Below are 17,041 nucleotides of genomic sequence, written 5' to 3' on the forward strand. Positions count from 1 at the left end.
CCGATGTCGAACGATGCGTATGACGCCGAGAGCGTCGACCCCGTGGTGATCGTGGGAATGGGTGTCGAGGCGCCCGGCGGCATCGAAAACGCCGAAGGGTACTGGGATCTGCTGGTGCACGGCCGGGAGGCACTGGGACCCTTTCCCACCGACCGCGGGTGGGCCGTGCGCGAACTGCTCGCCGGCTCGCGCCGGAGCGGTTTCAAGGCGATTCACGATCGCGGTGGATTCCTCAGCGGGGCAACCACATTCGACCCGGAATTCTTCGGCATCTCGCCCCGCGAGGCCGTGGTGATGGACCCGCAGCAGCGGGTGTCGCTCCGCGTGGCCTGGCGCGCCCTGGAAAACAGCGGCATCAATCCCGACGACCTTGCCGGCCACGACGTGGGGTGCTTCGTGGGCGCCTCCGCCACGGGCTACGGGCCCGAGATGGCCAGGTTCTCCGAACACAGCGGCCATCTGCTCGCCGGGACCGCCCTCAGCGTCATCTCGGGCCGCATCGCCTACACGCTGGGATTGGCCGGCCCGGCACTGACCCTGGATTCCTCGTGCGCGTCCGCGCTGGTGGCCTTCCACGTCGCGGTGCGTTCCCTGCAGAACGACGACTGCGACATGGCCATCGCGGGCGGGGTCAATGTGCTCGGCTCACCGGGGTTCTTCGTCGAGTTTTCCAAACAACACGCCCTCTCCGATGACGGCTACTGCCGCCCTTACAGCGCGCAGGCCAGCGGAACCGTGTGGGCCGAGGGGGCGGCGATGTTCGTGCTGCAACGCAAATCGGCCGCGGTGCGCGCCGGCCGCCGGATCCTGGCCGAGGTGCGCGCCACCGCCATCAACCAGGACGGGCGCAGCGCCGGGCTCAGCGCCCCCAGTGGCGACGCCCAGGTCCGCCTCTTCCAACGGGCCATCACCCAGGCCGGGATCAAGCCCGCCGAGGTGGGCATGATCGAGGGGCACGGCACCGGCACCCGGCTCGGCGACCGCACCGAATTGCGCTCGCTGGCACAAACCTACGGCGACACCGAGGCCGGCGCCGGGGCGCTGCTGGGGTCGGTGAAGTCCAACGTGGGCCACTCGTTGGCCGCCGCCGGCGCGCTGGGACTGGCCAAGGTGCTCGTCTCCGCCGAACACGGGGCCGTCCCGCCCACGCTGCACGCCGACAACGCAAGCCCCGAAATCGACTGGGACAAACAGGGTTTGCGGCTGGCGCAGACCCTGACACCGTGGCCCGCGACCGACGGGCAGCGCATCGCCGCGGCGTCCGCATTCGGGATCGCCGGCACCAACGCGCATCTGATCGTCTCCGTTCCCGAGGTCGCCTGATGCTCACCCATCATCTGCCGGACGGGCGCATCCCGGTGCTGCTCAGTTCCCACGACCCGGAGCTGATCCGCCGGGACGCCGCGGCGATCCTCGATTACCTGGGCCGCATCGACTCGCCGAACGCGACCGCCGCGATCGCATCCACCCTGCTGCGGCTGCGGCGCCCCCGCCGGCACCGCGCCGTGCTGCGCGCGGCCGACGCCGCCGAGCTGGCCGCCGGGCTGGCGGCGATCGCGCGGGGCGAGGAACACGAGCTGGTCACGCACTCCGCGAAGACCACGCCGCCGCGCATCGCGTTCGTGTTCCCCGGCCAGGGAAATCAATGGCAGGCGATGGGCGCCGGCGCCTACCGGGAGCTGCCCGCCTACCGGGAGGCGGCCGACCGGTGCGCCGAAGAGTTCGTCGTCGCCGGATTCGCCTCTCCGCTGCCATATCTGGTGGGGGAGGAAGAGCGTAGCTGGTCACGTCCCGAAATTCAGGGAGCGCAGTTCACCCACGCGGTCAGCCTGGCCGAGGCATGGCGATGCTGCGGTGTGCTGCCCGATATCGCCATCGGCCACAGCCTCGGCGAGGTGGCGGCGGCCTATGTGGCGGAGGCGATCTCGCTGCCCGACGCCGTCGCCCTCGTGGTCGCCCGCGCCACCGTGGTCGGCCGGCTGACGGGCCGCTACGCGATGGCTGTGCTGGGCGCCGGCCTCGACGTCGCCGAGTCGCTGCTGGCCGAGGCGCCCGGCTGGGTGGAGGTCTCGGCGGTCAACGGCCCGTCGTCGACCGTGGTCGCCGGCGATCACGACGCGGTGGCCGCCGCGGTGCGCCTGGCGCAACGGCGCGACGTGTTCACCCATCAACTGTCCGTCGACTATCCGGGCCACACCAGTGCGCTGCGGCCATTGCGTGCCAGCCTGGCCGAGCTGACGCCGCGGTCGGCGTTCCGGGACGGGCCGGTGCGCTTCGTCGGTTCCACCCGCGGTGCCGAGTTGGGCGAAGGGACCGATTTCTCGGACTATTGGTATGAAAACCTCTGCGGCACCGTGCGCTTCGATCTTGCCGTGCAGTACGCCCGCGCCTGCGGGGCCGACACGTTCGTGGAGCTCTCGGCGCACCCCTCACTGCTCTATCCGCTGGGCGACATCGTCGGCGACGAGTCGGTTGTCGTCGGCTCGGGCCACCGCGAGCGGCCGGTCACCGAGTCGCTCTCGGCGAGTATCGCCACGGTCGCGACCGCCGACCCCGGCTGCCGGTGGGCCGATGCCGTCCCGAACGCTGATCAGCCTCCGCTGCGGGGCTTCCCGAACGCGCCGATGCGCGCGGTGCACCTCTGGGCGGCGCCGGAACGAGTGACCGAAGCGGCCTCACCGTCCGCGCCGACCGTGGCCGTCGAGGACTGGCAGCACGCCACCTCGCACACCGTTGCGACACGTCCCGACATCGGCTTCTTCGGTACGGACGCTCTCGCCCGTTCGCTCGCCGATGCCGTTGCGGCGCAAGGCGACTGCCGCGTGGTGGCACCGAACGAGGCGGAGGTCCTGGCAATCGTGGCGCCGCGTCTCGACGAGCACGACGCCACGGCCGCCATCGAGCAGATCGCCGCCCGTCCCGATGCCGGCCTACCCGACTACCCCGCGCTCATCGGGCCGCGATGCCGGGCCGTCTGGCTACTGACCGTCGGCGCCGAACAGGTCGATCGAGACGACACCAACCTCTCGCCGGCGCAGGCGGCCCTGGCGGCGATGCATCGCAGCGTCGGGTTCGAATTCCCCGACCAGGCCTTCGGACATCTCGACCTCGAGCGGGCAGATGTGGACGCCGCGACCGCGCGGGCCGTCGCCGACGCGCTCTCGGGCGAGGCGGCCGAGGTGGCGTTGCGGGGCGGCGAGCCGCCGCTGAGCCATGTTCGAAGCCACGTACGGACATTCCGCGAATGCCGCGAATCGGCGACCAGCCGGGCCCTCGACGCCGCCGCCCTGGACGACGTGGTGATCACCGGCGGCAGCGGGGCGATCGGCCTGCAGTACGCGCGGTACTGCCTCGAACGCGGGGCGCGGACCGTCACCCTGTTGAGCCGCACCGGCGTGGACCCGGCCGCGCTGCGCGAGCTCGCCGACGGCCACGGCGCCGAAGTGCGTGCCCCGCAATGCGATATCACCGACCGCGCCGCGCTGGCCTCCGTGGCCGCGACGCACGCGGGTTCGGGGGCGTCGCTGCTGATCCACACCGCGGGCATCGCGCAGGCACGCTCGCGCGCCGACCTCACCGGTGTCGATGTCGCGGCCGTGTGCGACGCCAAGGTCCGCGGTTTGGCGCTGATGGCCGAGGTTTGGCCGCTGCGGCCGGACTGCCGAATCCTCGCCTGCTCGTCGGTGTTCGGGACCTGGGGCGGCTACGGCCACGCGGCCTACGCGGCGTCCAACCGGATGCTCGATGTGCTGGCCGCCCAGCTGCGGGCCGACGGCCGCGACTGCACGGCAATCCGGTGGGGGCTGTGGCAGGGCGCCGGTGTGGTGGTCGGCAACGAGATCACCCGCACCGAACGCTCGGGCCTGGTGGCGATGGAGCCGGAGGCGGCGATCGAGGCCAGCCTGCACCGCTACGACGGCGACCCGCTGATTTTCGACGCCGACTTCGACCGGCTGCAGGTGTTCTTCGAAAGCCAGGGAATGCCAATGCCGTTCAGTGCTTCGCACAGCGGTGACGGCGGCGCAAAAGAAGACGTCGCCGTCGCGAAGCCGCTCGCCGAGGTGGTACGGGCCGAATTGGCCGCGACGCTGCATCTGGGTGATTCGCTGTCGATCGACCCGGGCACCTCCCTGATCGACCTTGGGGTGGACTCGTTGCTCGCCCTCGATTTGCGTAAGCGGCTGCGGCGGACGGTCGGGAACTCGGTTCCGGTGGCGCGCATGCTCGGCGGCATCACCGTCAACGAGCTGATCGACGCGCTGCGCGCCGACTCACCCGGTGGCCCCACGCCGCCGCCCATCGAGCGCACCGGCGCCGCCAACGGTGCGCACCACTCAACGCTCGCGATGCTCGAAAGGTTGGACTCCTAGCGTGACAGACACCACCGGCGCCGGCACCCGTCTCGACGAGGAACGCTTGGAACTGCTGCGCCGCAAGCTCGCTGAACGCGGCCTGGCCAGGCCGACGGGCGCGGCTTCCGTGGCCACCTACGACGAGCCGCGCATGTCCGCCGGCCAGCACCGGATGTGGTTCGTGCAGTCGGTCGATCCCGACAGCGCGCTGCTCAACATCTGCGTCTCCTATCGCCTCCTCGGCGCCGTGGACGCCGCTCGGCTACATCGCGCCGTCGACGCCGTCGCCGCGCGTCACCCCGTACTGCATACGACGTATGACACCGACGGTGACGGCGACCCGCGGCCCGTCGTCCGCGACGACCTACACCCCGAATGGTCCGAGCACGACCTGTCCGGACTGGCCGATCAAGCCCGCCGGTTGCGGCTGGATGTGCTGGCGCAGCGGGACTTTCGCCGTCCGTTCGACCTGAGCAAGGATTCACCCCTGCGCGTCACCGTGGCGCACCTGGGCGCCGACGAGCTGATAATGCTGATCACCGCGCATCACATCGCCTGGGACGACGGCTCGTGGGCGCCGTTTTTCGCCGACCTGACCCGTGCGTACACCGACCCGGACGGCTTTGCCGCGGCGCCGGCGCTGCCGGATCTCGCCACCGACCCGACCGCGATCCGTCAGGCCGATCTGGACTACTGGCGGCCGCTGATGGCCGATCTCCCGGAGCCACTGGAACTTCCCGGCCCCAATGGGTCGGTGGTGCCCAGCACCTGGCGCGCGCAACGCGCGACCGCGCCACTGTCGGCGGACGTCGTCGACCGGGCGGCCGCGCTGGCCCGCGAGACGGGCGCCACGCCCTACATGGTGTTGATGGCCGCGTTCGGCGCCCTGGTGCACCGCTACACGCAGTCGACGGACTTCCTGTTCGCGGCCCCGGTGCTGAACCGCGGGGTGGGAACCGAGGATGTCATCGGGTACCACGGCAACACCGTGGTGGTCCGGCTGCGGCCGCGGCCACACCAGACGTTCCGCGAACTGCTGGCCCAGACCCGGGACGGCGCGGTGGGCGCCTTCGCTCATTCGCGCGCCGACCTGGATTGGCTGGTGCGTGAGTCGAATCCGGACCGCCGGCACGGCGCGGACCGGATGACCCGGGTCAGCTTCGGACAGCGGGAGCCCGACGGCGCCGGCTTTTGCCCGCCGGGCGTGCGCTGCGAGCGCGCCGAGTTGCGCGGTCATTTCAACCAGCTGCCGCTGAGTCTGATGGTCGAGTTGAACCGCACGCCGGATGGCCTGGGCGGCGGCGTCATCGAGGCCGAGTACCTCGTCGAGGTGCTGGATCAGCAGCTGGTGCAGCAACTGCTGCGCCACTACGCCGCCCTGCTGGACAGCGTGCTGTCCGACCCCGACGTGACGCTGTCGGCGTGCGCGCTGATGAACGACGAAGACGCCGAGTGGCTGCGGTCCGTGTCGACCGGTGAAGAATTCGTCACCCCGGCCAGCACCTTGTCCGAGCTGGTCAGCCGGCGAGCGGCGCGCACGCCCGACGCCGTTGCGGTCGTCTACGAAGGGCGCGCCTACACCTACCGCGAAATCGATGAAGAGTCGAACCGCGTGGCGCACTGGCTCATCGAGCAAGGAATCGGCACCGAGGATCGCGTCGCGGTCCTGCTGGACAAGTCACCCGAACTGGTCATCACCGCGCTGGGCGTGCTCAAAGCCGGTGGCGTCTACCTTCCGGTGGATCCCACCTACCCGGAGGACCGGCTGAGTTTCATTCTCGGGGATGCGGACGCCAAACTGGTGCTGCGCGAACCGGTTTCCGGATTGGAGAGCTATCCGACCACGGCGCCCACCGCGTTGCTGCGGCCGCTGAGCCCGCAGAACACCGCGTACCTGATCTACACCTCGGGTTCGACAGGACTGCCCAAGGGCGTGCCGGTGCCCCACGCGCCCATCGCCGAGTACTTCGTCTGGTTCGGCGACGAGTACCGGATCGACGAGACCGACCGGCTGCTGCAGGTCGCGTCGCCCAGTTTCGACGTGTCGATGGGCGAAATCTTCGGCACCCTGATCATGGGTGCCCGGCTGGTGATTCCGCGCCCGGACGGACTGCGCGACATCGGCTACCTCACCGATCTTCTGGCGCGCGAAGGCATTACGTCGATGCACTTCGTGCCGTCGCTGCTGGGACTCTTCCTGTCGTTACCCGGTGTCAGCCAGTGGCGCACGTTGCGGCGGGTGCCCATCGGCGGGGAGGCCCTGCCCGGCGAGATCGCCGACAAGTTCCACGCCACCTTCGACGCGTCGCTGCACAACTTCTACGGACCGACCGAGACGGTCGTGAACTGCACCAGCTACCCGGTGGAAGGCGCCCAGGGCACGCGCATAGTGCCGATCGGCCGGCCCAAGATCAACACCCAGGTGTACCTGCTCGACAACGCGCTGCGGCCCGTCCCTGCCGGGGTGATCGGTGAGATCTACATCGCCGGAACACATGTCGCGCACGGATACCACCGCAGGCCGCAGCTGACGGCCGAGCGCTTTGTCGCCGACCCGTTCACCCCGGGCGGGCGGATGTACCGCTCCGGCGACCTGGCCCGGCGTAACGCCAATGGCGACATCGAGTTCGTCGGCCGCGCCGACGAGCAGGTGAAGATCCGCGGCTTCCGCATCGAGCTGGGCGAGATCGCCGCCGCCATCTCGGTCGACCCCAGTGTCGGGCAAGCCGTCGTCCTGGCCATGGACCTGCCGCAGTTGGGCAAGAGCCTGGTGGGATACGTGACTCCGGCCGAGGGCGCCGGCACGGAAACCGTTGACGTCGAACGCATCCGCGCCCGGGTGGCCGCCGCGCTGCCGGACTATATGACCCCTGCCGCCTACGTGGTGCTCGACGAGATCCCCATCACCGCCCATCAAAAGATCGACCGCGCCGCGCTGCCGCAACCGCAACTGGCGGCCGGCACCGAGTACCGCGACCCGACGACCCCCACCGAAATCCGGGTCGCCCAGCTGTTCTCGGGGCTGCTCGGACACGAGCGGGTGGGCGTCGACGACTCGTTCTTCGATCTGGGCGGCCACTCGCTGGTCGCCACCAAGCTGGTCACCGCGATCCGCGCGGAGTGCGGTGTGGAACTCGGCATCCGCGACGTGTTCGAGCTCGCCACCGTGGGCCTGCTGGCGGAGCGGATCGACCAGCTGAGCTCGGGCCAACTGACGCAGTCGCGCCCCAGGCTGATCGCAACCGCACACGACGAGCCGATGCCGCTGTCGGCGTCGCAGCTGCGCAGCTGGTTCGCCTACCGCCTGGACGGGCCCAGCCCGGTCAACAACATTCCCTTCGCGGCCAAGCTGACCGGTCCGTGGGACGTCGACGCGCTGATCGCCGCCGTCGGCGATGTCCTCGCGCGGCACGAAATCCTGCGCACCAGCTACGTCGAGCTGGACGGCGTGCCCTATCAGGTTGTGGGCCCGGTCGGGGTCGAGGTTCCGGTGCGCCGCGCGGAGGGCGTCGGCGAGGCGTGGCTGCAAGAGCAGCTCGACATCGAGCGGCGCCATTGCTTCGAGCTGGACTCGGAACTGCCGATCCGGGTCGCGGTGCTGCGCACCGAGAACGCGGACGAGCACGTGCTGTCGGTGGTCGTGCACCACATCGCCTCTGACCATTGGTCGGCGGGTGTGCTGTTCTCCGACGTGATGACGGCCTACCGGGCCCGACGCGGTGGCGAAGCGCCGTCCTGGGCGCCGCTGCGCGTGCAGTACGCCGACTACGCGGCATGGCAGCGCACGTTTTTGGGGGACGCCAGCGGCCAGGAGTCCGCTATCGCCGCCGAGCAGCGGGAGTACTGGACCCGCAAGCTGGCCGGGCTGCCGGAGGACACCGGGTTGCGCCCGGACTTCCCCCGCCAGCCGGTGCCCAGCGGGGAGGGCGAATCCGTCGACTTCCAGATCGACTCGGCCACCCGCGCCAAGCTCGGCGAGCTGTGCCGCGAGCTGGGCATCACCGAATTCATGCTGCTGCAAACGGCTGTGGCAGTGGTGCTGCACAAGGCCGGTGGCGGCGTGGACATTCCGTTGGGCACCCCGGTCGCCGGCCGCACCGAAGCCGAATTGGACCAACTGATCGGCTTTTTCGTCAACATCCTGGTGCTGCGCAACGACATGGACGGCAATCCGACGCTGCGCGAACTGCTGAAACGGGCCCGCGAGACGGCCCTGGCCGCCTACGCCCACCAAGACCTGCCGTTCGACCGGGTGGTCGACAGTGTCAGCCCGGTGCGCTCGCTGTCGCGCAACCCGCTGTTCCAGGTCGTCGTGCACGTCCGGGATCACCTGTCCGCCACGCGGGTCATCGAAACCGCCCCCGCGGGCGGCGATGGACGCGACACCGTGTGCACGTCGCTGGACCCCATCTTCGACATGGCCCACGCCGACCTCAGCGTCAACTTCTTCGGCACCGACGGCACCGACGACGTCGGCTACAACTGCAATGTCATCTTCCGTACCGAGCTCTACGCCAGAACGACCATCGAGCGGTTGGCGCAATGGCTGTCGCGGGCGGTCGCCGCGTTCGCCGAGGATCTCGACTTGAGCCTGCGCGACGTTGCGCTGATCGATGCGGGAGAACAGCACCGCATCCTGCAGGACTGGAGCCGCGGCGCGCCGGCACCGCACGACAGGCCGCGCACCATACCCGAGCTGCTGGAACCGAGTCGGGCGTGGGACGCGGATCGGATCGCGGTGCGCTGCGGGGACGAGCGGATCGATTACCCTGCGCTGCACCGCCGTTCGGACAACCTGGCCGCGCTGCTCGCCAAGAACGGGGCGGGGCCGGGCGCGTTGGTCGGGCTGTCGACCCGCCGCAGCATCGACCTGGTCGTGACGCTGGTGGCCATCATGAAGGCCGGCGCCGGTTACTTCCCCATCGACCCCGGTTACCCCTTGGCGCGAAAGCAATTCATGCTCGACGACGTCGCGCCGCCGGTGGTGGTCGCAACGACCGAAGCGGTGGCGACCATGCCACACGTTGCGGGAGTCGAGTTGATTTCGCTGGACGATCCCCACGTGCGCGACCTGGTGGACCGCGATGACGTCGATCCCCAGTCGCGGGATTTGCCGCGGCCCCATCCCGACGACCCGATGTATCTGGTGTTCACCTCCGGATCGACCGGCAAGCCGAAAGGCGCGGTGGGCACCCATCGTTCGATGGCCGCCCGGCTGGATTGGCAGCTGCGGCACTACCCGCCGAGGACCGAGGATGTGCGGCTGGCGCAGGCGTCGATCACCTTCCTCGAAGGCGGGATGGAGATGCTGGCCGGCCTGGCCGCCGGTGCGACCATGATCCTGGCCGACGACGACGAGCACCGCGACCCCGAGGCCCTCGGGGAGTTGATGACCCGGTATTCGGTCGCCCAGGTGACCGCCGTGCCCAGCCTGGTCTCGGCGTTGGTGGACAGCCGGCCCGACGCCGTGCGCGCGCTGTCGCGGCTGGTGTGCGGTGGCGAGCCGGTCAGCACGTCGCTGCTGCAACGGCTGGTGTCGGTGTGCGCCGACGACGGTGCGACCGAGTTGCTGAACAACATCGGTTCCACCGAGACCTCCGGCGCGGTTTCCCGCGGGCCGTTGGGCCTGCCGAATCCGCTTGTCGGAAAGCCGGTCCCGGGCGCGCAGGCCTACCTCCTCGACGACGGGCTGCGTCCGGTGCCGGTCGGCGTGGTGGGCGAGCTGTACTACGCCGGTGACCAGCTGGCGCGCGGGTACTGGAAACGGCCCGCCCTGACCGCGACGCGGTTCGTCGCCAACCCCTATGGCGGGGAGCCCGGTTCGCGCTTGTACCGCAGCGGTGACCTGGCTCGGTGGACCGAGGACGGCCAACTGGAATTCGTCGGACGCTCCGACCACCAGGTGCAGGTCCGCGGCTTCCGGGTCGAGTTGGCCGAGGTCGAGGCGGCCCTCGCGGCGGCCGACGGCGTCGCCGCCGCGGCCGCGCGCACCTGGGAGGTGCACGGCGGCACGTCGCTGGCCGGATATGTTGTGCCCCAACGGCCCATCGTCGATGACGTCGACAAGGCGGCGTTCGCGGGGGAGGTGCGCGCCGCGATCGCCACGACCCTGCCGGGCTACATGATGCCGTCGTCGCTGACCGTTCTCGACGTCCTGCCCAAGACTGAGTCCGGCAAGTTGAACCGGCCCGGGCTGCCGCTCCCGGCGGTCAGCACCGGTGGCCTGACCGAACCGGCGCGCACGGACACCGAACGGGCGCTGGCCAAGGTGTTCGCCGAACTGCTTTCGACCCCCGAAGTGGGGCGCTTCGACGACTTCTTCGCCCTCGGCGGCGACAGCATCCTGTCCGTGCAGCTGGCCTCGCGGGCGCGCGCCGTCGGCCTGGCCGTGAGCCCGCGCATGATCTTCGAGAATCCGACGGTGCAGCAGCTGGCCGCCGCCGTGGACGCTCTGGGGAACGGGCAGGCTGACACCGAGCGGGACGACCAGGCGGCCGACGTCCGTTTCGAGCCGATGAGCACCTCCGGCCTCTCGTCCACGGATCTGGCTGCGGTGACCCAACTTTGGTCGTCGTCACGTGAGGGCACGACATGACGGCCGCCGACACCGACGTCGCGCCCGACATCGAGGACGTGATGGCGCTGAGCCCCCTGCAGGAGGGCTTGTACTCGCTGACCACGCTCGCCGAGTTCGCCGACGGCGAAGCCGCGGACGACCCGTACGTGATCGGCATGGCCGCCGACATCTCCGGCGCACTCGACGTCGCGCTGCTACGCGAGTGCGCGGAGAAGATGTTGGTGCGCCACCCGAACCTACGGGCCAGCTTCTTCAGCCGCGGCATCCCGCGGCCGGTGCAGATCGTGCCCTCCCGCGTCGAGTTGCCGTGGCGATCCGTCAGCGCCGCGCGCGAGGACGTGCCGGCGCTGGAAACCGGCGAACGCCGCCGGCCCTTCGACCTGGAACACGGGCCGGCCATCCGCTTCCTGCTGATCGAATTGCCCGGCGCGCAATGGCGTTTGGTGCTCACCGCCCATCACATCGTGATCGACGGCTGGTCGATGCCGGTGTTCATCAACGAGATGATGATCCTGTACCAGGCGGGCGGGCACCTGTCGGCGCTGCCCGTGGCGCCGCGGCCGTACCGCGATTACATCGGCTGGCTGGCCAGTCGCGACCCGGAGGCCAGCCAGCAGGTCTGGCGGCGGCACCTCGCCGGCCTGGCCGGCCCCACCCTGCTGGCCTCCGCCCTGGGCTCGGTGGAGACGACGCAGGGACGGCAGACGGCGCTGCCGCGCACCACCGAACTGCGCCTGCCGGCCGAGGCCACCGCGCGGTTGGTCGACGAGGCCCGTTCGCGTGGCATCACCGTCAACACCCTGATGCAGATGGCGTGGGCGCTGGTGTTGTCCCGTCTCACCGACACCGACGACGTGGTTTTCGGGGTCACGGTGTCCGGCAGGCCGCCCGAACTGACCGGCGTCGAGACCATGGTGGGTCTGTTCATCAACACCGTGCCCCTGCGGGTGCGGCTGGACCCGGCCGCCAGCGCCGGCGAACAATGCCGCGCCGTGCAGCGCGACGCCGCCCTGCTGCGCGAGCACAGCTATCTCGGGCACGCCCAATTGCGTGCCCTCGGCGGGGTCGGGGAGATGTTCGACACCCTGCTGGTCTACGAGAACTTCCCGATGAACGGGCTGTCCTCCAGTGGCGAATTGACCGCCGGCGGTGCGACCTTCCGGCCATCCGCCCTGCAAACCCTGTCGCATTTCCCGATCGCCGTCGCCGCCCACATGGATGCCGGCGAGCTGGTGGTGCTGATCGAAGTGATCGACGGCGCGCTGGGCGCCATTCCCGCGGCCACGTTCGGTCGTCGGGTGCTGTCCACCGCCGAGCGGCTGCTGCGGGACTGGGCGCGGCCGCTGCGCGAGATCAGCGTCCTCTTCGACGACGAGGTTGCCCCGCTGCGTGCCGCCGGGGCGCCCGCCGCGACGTCACCGCGGAGCATTCACGCGCGGTTCGCCGACGTCGTGGCCAGCGCGCCCGACAGCCCGGCGGTCAGCTGGGCGGGTGGCACGCTGAGCTATCGCGAGCTGGATGACCGGTCCACCCGGCTGGCCGCCCAGCTCGTCCGCAAGGGCGTCGCGCCCGAAACACCGGTCGCCATAAGCCTTTTCCGCGATCCGCAGTACGTCGTCGCGATACTCGCGGTGCTCAAGGCCGGCGGCATGTGCGTGCCGCTGGTGCCGGGGATGCCCCCGGAGCGGGTCACCTCGATCCTGCGCCAATCCGGCGCGTCGATCGTCCTGGACGACGAGCTGACCGCACAGCTCCTCGAGGCCGGCCGGCCGCACGACGAATTCACGCCGGTCGACGTCGCGCCCGAACGGGCCGCGTATGTCGTGTTCACCTCGGGCACGACGGGAGAACCCAAGGGCGTCATCGGAACCCATGGCGCGGTGGGGGCGTACGCCGATGACCATCTGGACCGCGTGCTGCGGCCCGCGGCCGCAAGACTGGGCAGACCGCTGCGCATCGCCCACGCTTGGTCGTTCGCCTTCGACGCCGCCTGGCAGCCGTTGGTCGCCCTGCTCGACGGCCATGGCGTGCATGTGGTCGACGAGCAGACCCAGACCGATGCCGAGGCGCTGGTCGCGCTGATCGCCGAGCACGGCATCGACATGATCGACACCACCCCGTCGATGTTCGCCCAGCTGCAGGCGTTCGGCCTGCTGACCGACGTGCCGTTGACGGTGTTGGCGCTCGGGGGAGAGGCGCTCGGCAGCGCCGCCTGGGACCGAATCCGCGAGGCGTGCAACGCCACGTCGATGACGGCGTACAACTGCTACGGGCCGACCGAGACCACGGTCGAGGCGGTGGTCGCCGCGATCGCCGAGCACGACGAGCCCTGCATCGGCCGACCGACCCGGCACACCCGCGGATACGTGCTGGATTCCGGGCTGCGCCCGGTGCCGTGCGGCGCGACGGGCGAACTGTACCTGGGCGGCGCCCAGCTGGCTCGCGGCTACATCGGCCGCGCGGGGGAGACCGCGGCGCGCTTTGTCGCCGACCCCTTCGCGCCCGCGCAGCGGATGTACCGCACGGGCGACCTGGTGCGCCGATTGCCCGACGGCACAGTGCAATACATCGGTCGCGCCGACGCCCAGGTGAAGATCCGTGGCCACCGCGTCGAGCCCGGGGAGATCGCCGCCGCCCTCGAATCGCATCCCGCCGTCCGGCACGCCGGCGTGCTGGTACATCAGCACCGGGGAGCCCCGCGGCTGACCGCGTACGTGGCGACCACCGATACCGCGGGGGCCAAGCCGACGGCCACCGAACTGCGGGCCATGCTCGGCACCCGGTTGCCGCGCTACATGGTGCCGCAGCGCATCGTTTTGGTCGACGAAATCCCGTTGACCCCCAACGGGAAACTGGACGAATCCGCGTTGGCCGCCGCCGACGTCGCCGAATCAGCCGGCGGCGCGGCAACACCCGAGACCGCCACGGAATCCGCGCTGGCCGACCTGCTCGCCGAACTGCTCGGGCACCCGAGCGTCGACGTCACCGCGGACTTTTTGCAGCTGGGACTGGACAGCATCATGGCGTTGTCGGTGGTGCAGGCGGCCCGGGCGCGCGGAATGGCGCTGCGCGCCCGACTCATCCTCGACTGCACCAACATCCGCGAACTGGCCGAAGCGATCGACTCGGAAACCACTGCCGCGGCCCAGCAGGTGGACGAGGCAAGCGGGCCAATGCCGTTGCTGCCCAACGGCCGATGGCTCTACGAGCACGGCGACCCGCGCCGGCTCGCCCAGACCGAGGCCATCCGGCTGCCCGAGACGCTGCGCCGCGAACAGCTGGACGCCGCGCTGGCAAGCATCATCAACGGCCACGAGGTGCTGCGCACCCGGGTCGACCGCTCCACGATGACCTTGGTTCCGGTGCCCGACGCCGACGTCCTGGGGGCACTCGAAGAAGTTGAGGTGGACGCAGAGCTGGCCGCGGCGGTGCCGGCCCACGTCGCCCGGGCCGTCGACCGGTTGGACCCCGAACGGGGAACGCTGCTGGCCGCGGTGTGGCTCCGGCCCCCGGCCGGCGAGAGCGTGCTGTTGCTGGCCGCGCACGTCGTGGCGCTGGACCCGGCGTCGTGGCGGGTGATCCTCGGTGAACTCGGTGCCGCCCTGACTGCGGCGGCGACCGGTCACTCACCGGCCCCCGTACGGGAACACACCAGCTATCGGCGCTGGGCCGAGGCGCTCACCGCGCGGGCGCACGGCCTGGACACCACGCCGTACTGGGCGTCGGAGTTGGACGGCGACGACCCCGACCTCGGCGCCCGGCGGCTCGACCCTGACCGCGATCGGGCCCGCGATCTGATCGTCCGCAACGTCGCGACCGACGCCGACCTCACTCGCCGGCTGCTGAATTCGGGTCTGGCGTTGCCCACGCTGTTGGTCGCCGCCACCGCGGCGACGGTGACCAGCTGGCGCCGGCTACGCGGTCAGGCGACCCCGCCTCCGCTGCTGGCGCTCGAAACCCATGGCCGCGCGGACACTTTGGTCGACGGGCCCGGCGCGCACACCATCGACACCGGCGACACGGTCGGCCTGCTCAGCTCCATCTACCCGGTGCGGCTGGACTCCGACGACCCGCACAAGGTGGCGGAGAAGTTGGCCTCGATCCCCGGCGATGGCCTCGACTTCGGGTTGCTGCGCTACCTGCGGGACGACACCGCCGCGCGGCTCGCCGGCTTCCCGCCGCCGCAACTGCTGCTGAATTACCTTGGCGCCGCCCACACCGACGGCGGCACCGGGCTGACGCTCGAGCGCGAGCTGCTCGCCGGGGTGTCGCCCGTGCCCGAGCCCGAGCTGGCGGTGCGCCACGAGCTCACCATCGCGGCGATGGTGCTGACATACGGCGGGGAGCGGGTGCTGGCGGCCCAGTGGCGCGCGCTGCCCGACATTCTCACGGACGCGGACATCACCGCGCTGCAAGGACTTTGGATCGATTCACTGCGGGAGGTGGTGAAATGAGCACACTGGCGATCGTGGGCGCCGGCGCCAAGGCGGTGGCCGTCGCCGCCAAGGCGTCGGTATTGCGCGACATGGGCGTCGAGGTTCCGGACGTGGTCGCCGTGGAACGCATCGGCGTCGCGGCGAACTGGCAGGCCAGCGGCGGCTGGACGGACGGTGCGCACCGGCTGGGCACCAGCCCGGAAAAAGACGTCGGCTTTCCCTACCGCTCGGCGCTGGTGCCGCGCCGCAACGCCGAGCTGGACGAGCGGATGACCCGCTACAGCTGGCAGTCCTACCTGATCGCCACGGCGTCGTTCGCCGAGTGGATCGACCGCGGCAGGCCGGCGCCGCCGCATCGGCGGTGGAGCCAGTATCTGAGCTGGGTCGCCGACCACGTGGGCATGAATGTGGTGCACGGCGAGGTCGAACGGCTGGCCGTCACCGGGGACCGCTGGGCGATCCACACCCATGAGACCACCGTGCACGCCGACGCGTTGATGATCACCGGGCCCGGCCAGGCCGAAAAATCGTTGCTTCCGGGCAATCCGCGCGTGCTCTCGATCGCCCAGTTCTGGGACCGCGCCGCCAATCACGACCGGATCAGCGCGGAGCGGGTCGCGGTGATCGGCGGCGGTGAGACGGCCGCCGCGATGCTCAATGAGCTGTTCCGGCACCGGGTCTCGAGCATCACCGTCATCTCCCCGCAGGCGACGCTGTTCACGCGCGGCGAGGGGTATTTCGAGAACTCGCTGTTCTCCGATCCGACCAACTGGCCGGCCCTCACCCTGGCCGAACGTCGAGATGCCTTGGCCCGCACGGACCGGGGCGTGTTTTCGTCGAACGTGCAGGAGGCGTTGCTGGCCGATGACCGCATCCACCACCTGCGGGGCCGCGTCGCCCACGCGGTGGGCAGGCAGGGGCAGATCCGGCTGACGTTGTCCACCAACCGAGGAAGCGAGAACCTCGAGACGGTCCACGGGTTTGATCTCGTCATCGACGGCTCCGGCGCCGACTCGCTGTGGTTCGCACCGTTGTTCAGCCAGGACGCGCTTGATCTGCTCGAACTCGGTCTGGGTGGGCCCCTGACTTCGGAGCGGCTGCAGGAGGCGATAGGTTATGACCTGTCCGTCACAGACGTCACCCCTAAGTTGTTCCTGCCCAACCTGTCCGGACTCACCCAGGGCCCCGGATTCCCGAACCTGAGCTGCCTGGGGCTGCTATCCGATCGGGTGTTGGGTTCCACCGTCAGCCCGTCCGCGTATCCCCTGAGAAGGAGACATGATGAGCGCCAACCCCTTTGACGACGACAACGCCACCTTCGTGGTGCTCGCCAATGACGAGAACCAGCACAGCCTCTGGCCGACCTTCGCCGACACGCCGTCCGGCTGGCGGGTGGTCTTCGGTGAAGCAAGCCGCGCGGACTGCCTGGAGTACGTGGAGCAGAACTGGTCAGATATCCGCCCCAAGAGCCTGATTGAGGCGCTCGCGGGGGAGTAAAGGCCCACCGCGGGGTCCTTGCACTATGCAGGCAGGGACGATTTCCCAGCCGCTACACGCCTGCGGTACAAGGCTATTCGGGGTATGTCCCGCGTCGCCGCCGTAGCGTCGCCGTAACGTGACCAAGTTGAGACGCAAATTCCGGAGTCACAGGGCACACTTACACCATCTTCAACCAT

6 protein-coding genes are annotated in these 17,041 nt (G+C 70.2%); all 6 read left to right on the top strand.

The window, feature by feature from the left end:
- The first annotated feature begins 3 nt into the window (after positions 1–3).
- The 6 genes from OCQ_RS09175 to OCQ_RS09200 are packed head-to-tail and all read left to right on the top strand — an operon-like array spanning position 4 to position 16,862.
- Positions 4–1,323: a beta-ketoacyl [acyl carrier protein] synthase domain-containing protein gene (locus OCQ_RS09175; RefSeq protein WP_014384381.1), complete on the top strand. Its 1,320-nt coding sequence runs from the start codon at positions 4–6 to the stop codon at positions 1,321–1,323.
- Positions 1,323–4,370: a mycobactin polyketide synthase MbtD gene (gene mbtD, locus OCQ_RS09180; protein WP_014382295.1), complete on the top strand. Its 3,048-nt coding sequence runs from the start codon at positions 1,323–1,325 to the stop codon at positions 4,368–4,370. The genes OCQ_RS09175 and mbtD overlap by 1 nt, the downstream gene beginning before the upstream one ends.
- Before the next feature lies 1 nt (position 4,371).
- On the top strand, positions 4,372–10,947 hold the full coding sequence (locus OCQ_RS09185; RefSeq protein WP_008255566.1) for a non-ribosomal peptide synthetase: 6,576 nt from the start codon (positions 4,372–4,374) through the stop codon (positions 10,945–10,947).
- Complete coding sequence (locus OCQ_RS09190; protein WP_014384382.1) at positions 10,944–15,383, top strand: non-ribosomal peptide synthetase; 4,440 nt, start codon at positions 10,944–10,946, stop codon at positions 15,381–15,383. Before OCQ_RS09185 ends, OCQ_RS09190 begins: the two co-directional genes overlap by 4 nt.
- Positions 15,380–16,666 carry an NADPH-dependent L-lysine N(6)-monooxygenase MbtG gene (gene mbtG / locus OCQ_RS09195; protein WP_008255571.1) on the top strand — a complete coding sequence of 429 codons (1,287 nt, stop codon included), beginning with the start codon at positions 15,380–15,382 and terminating at the stop codon, positions 16,664–16,666. The genes OCQ_RS09190 and mbtG overlap by 4 nt, the downstream gene beginning before the upstream one ends.
- Entirely contained in the window at positions 16,647–16,862 is a 216-nt protein-coding gene (locus OCQ_RS09200; RefSeq protein WP_008255573.1) for an MbtH family protein, read from the top strand. The genes mbtG and OCQ_RS09200 overlap by 20 nt, the downstream gene beginning before the upstream one ends.
- Positions 16,863–17,041 lie beyond the last annotated feature (179 nt).

Origin of the sequence: Mycobacterium paraintracellulare (assembly GCF_000276825.1) — a bacterium.
Lineage (GTDB): Bacteria > Actinomycetota > Actinomycetes > Mycobacteriales > Mycobacteriaceae > Mycobacterium > Mycobacterium intracellulare.

What these genes read in the sequence shown, in the direction of transcription:
- OCQ_RS09175 (WP_014384381.1), top strand. Translation starts at nt 4, where the DNA reads ATGTCGAACGATGCGTATGACGCCGAGAGCGTCGACCCCGTGGTGATC.
- mbtD (WP_014382295.1), top strand. Translation starts at nt 1,323, where the DNA reads ATGCTCACCCATCATCTGCCGGACGGGCGCATCCCGGTGCTGCTCAGT.
- OCQ_RS09190 (WP_014384382.1), top strand. Translation starts at nt 10,944, where the DNA reads ATGACGGCCGCCGACACCGACGTCGCGCCCGACATCGAGGACGTGATG.
- mbtG (WP_008255571.1), top strand. Translation starts at nt 15,380, where the DNA reads ATGAGCACACTGGCGATCGTGGGCGCCGGCGCCAAGGCGGTGGCCGTC.
- OCQ_RS09200 (WP_008255573.1), top strand. Translation starts at nt 16,647, where the DNA reads ATGAGCGCCAACCCCTTTGACGACGACAACGCCACCTTCGTGGTGCTC.